The sequence below is a fragment of the Kitasatospora sp. NPDC007106 genome (genome assembly GCF_040634455.1).
GTDB lineage: Bacteria > Actinomycetota > Actinomycetes > Streptomycetales > Streptomycetaceae > Kitasatospora > Kitasatospora arboriphila.
The window spans coordinates 1-1,488 of sequence record NZ_JBEYFP010001187.1 but is presented as its reverse complement, the minus strand read 5'-3'; the positions used below and the strand labels follow the sequence as shown (position 1 = coordinate 1,488).

Below are 1,488 nucleotides of genomic sequence, written 5' to 3'. Positions count from 1 at the left end.
GACGGCCGCCCGCACCGCCCGCACCGCCCGCACCGCCCGCGAGATCGCCGTGCTCGGCGCTGCCGGGCACCCGCTGACCGCCCGGCTCCGAGCCAGGTGAGGTCCCGGTGTCCTGTCAGGACGAAGTCGAGCCATCGCTCTTACCAGGAAAGGAAGTCGGAGTCGGCGTAGAAGCGAGGAGCGAAGGATCCCAGGGCGTTGACCCCTACCGGATGCCCGCGTCCGGGTCCTGTGGCGACCAGCGGCGTGAAGTCGCTGCAGCCGCGGTGGACGACCGTGATGGTGCCGGGAAGGATCCCGCGAGGTCGCCTCGGCCGTCGGGACCCGTCGGGGATCCATGCCCGGGGACGACCGGGAACGGTTCGGCAGGCAGTCCCGTGCGACCCCGTCCGAGTCACCGCTCCATGGGCAACGATCCGTAGGCGGGACCGTATCCGCCGTGCCCGATTCGGGTGAGGAACTGTCGGAACTCCTCGGGTAGCCGGATGCCGTGGGCGTCCTCGAAGGCCGAGATCTGCGTCTCGGTGAGCACGGGGCCGAGTGCGGCCTTCTCGTGGTCGGCAGTGCGGCGAGTTCGGCTCGGATCCGGGTGATCCTGGCGTCCACCGGTGCTTCTTCTCATGTGGGACGGCAGTTCGAGCCGCGATCGTAGCCCGCGGGTGGTGTCACTCGTAGACGCGGACTGCGCCGAGCTGCCAGGCGACCGAGGTCCAGGTGACCGGTTCGATCGGCGGAATGCCGGGGAACCGCGGGGGTCTGCCGAGGGAGGCGCCCAGCCAGGCGTCCCACGACTCGAGGAACGAGCCCAGGGAATCGTGAGCCCAGCCGCCGCCGTCGCCGGCCCACAGGCTGCGGGCCCTCCTGTCCTCCTGCCGCTTGCGGTCCTGGGCGTAGTCGGCCGCCAGGGTGCGCAACAGGACCCGCAAGTCGCCCGACGTGGAGACCGGTGGCTCGGTGTCCATGGGGGCGGGAACGGCGAGCCCGGCGGAGGGTGCTGTGATTGCGGCGAGCAGTTGGGCGGCCAGTCCGGTCCAGCCGGGATCCGGCGCCTGATCGGGGAGGGCTGCCGCCCAGCGGAGCAGAACGTCGTCCACGTCCGGAGCGTTCGGGCCGAGGCTCTCGAAGTGCCTGGCAAGCCGCTTCAGCAGGCCGCGGAAGTCCTCGCCGGTTTCAACCGTGTTCGTGATCGTGTTCATCACCGCGTGAGGGTAGGGCTGCAGCAGCGACTCGTCGAGCGATTTGCCGGCGCTGCATCTTCGCGTCCCCGGGCGACGACTTCAGCGGCGACGCCGAACAGGTCGACCTCACCTACTCCGGGAGGCTCGCCGGCACCGTCGCCCTTCAGCAAGTCGCGCAGGTCGTCTCCGGCAACGCCGGCGACATCTACAACCGGCTACCCGGCTTGGTGGGTGGTCTCCTCCCGCAGGGCCGAGCCGCATCTTCGAACGGTGCCCGGTGGGCAGACCGCAGGGCAGCCGCAGAGAGCCG

2 protein-coding genes are annotated in these 1,488 nt (G+C 70.8%); both read right to left on the bottom strand.

Annotated elements, in window-relative coordinates:
• Positions 1-394 precede the first annotated feature (394 nt).
• Complete coding sequence (locus ABZ641_RS37010; RefSeq protein WP_359988958.1) at positions 395-532, bottom strand: SMI1/KNR4 family protein; 138 nt, start codon at positions 530-532, stop codon at positions 395-397.
• 133 nt (positions 533-665) lie between these two features.
• Positions 666-1,196, bottom strand: coding sequence for a hypothetical protein (locus ABZ641_RS37005; protein ID WP_344626145.1), 531 nt, complete (start codon positions 1,194-1,196; stop codon positions 666-668).
• Between the last annotated feature and the right edge of the window lie 292 nt (positions 1,197-1,488).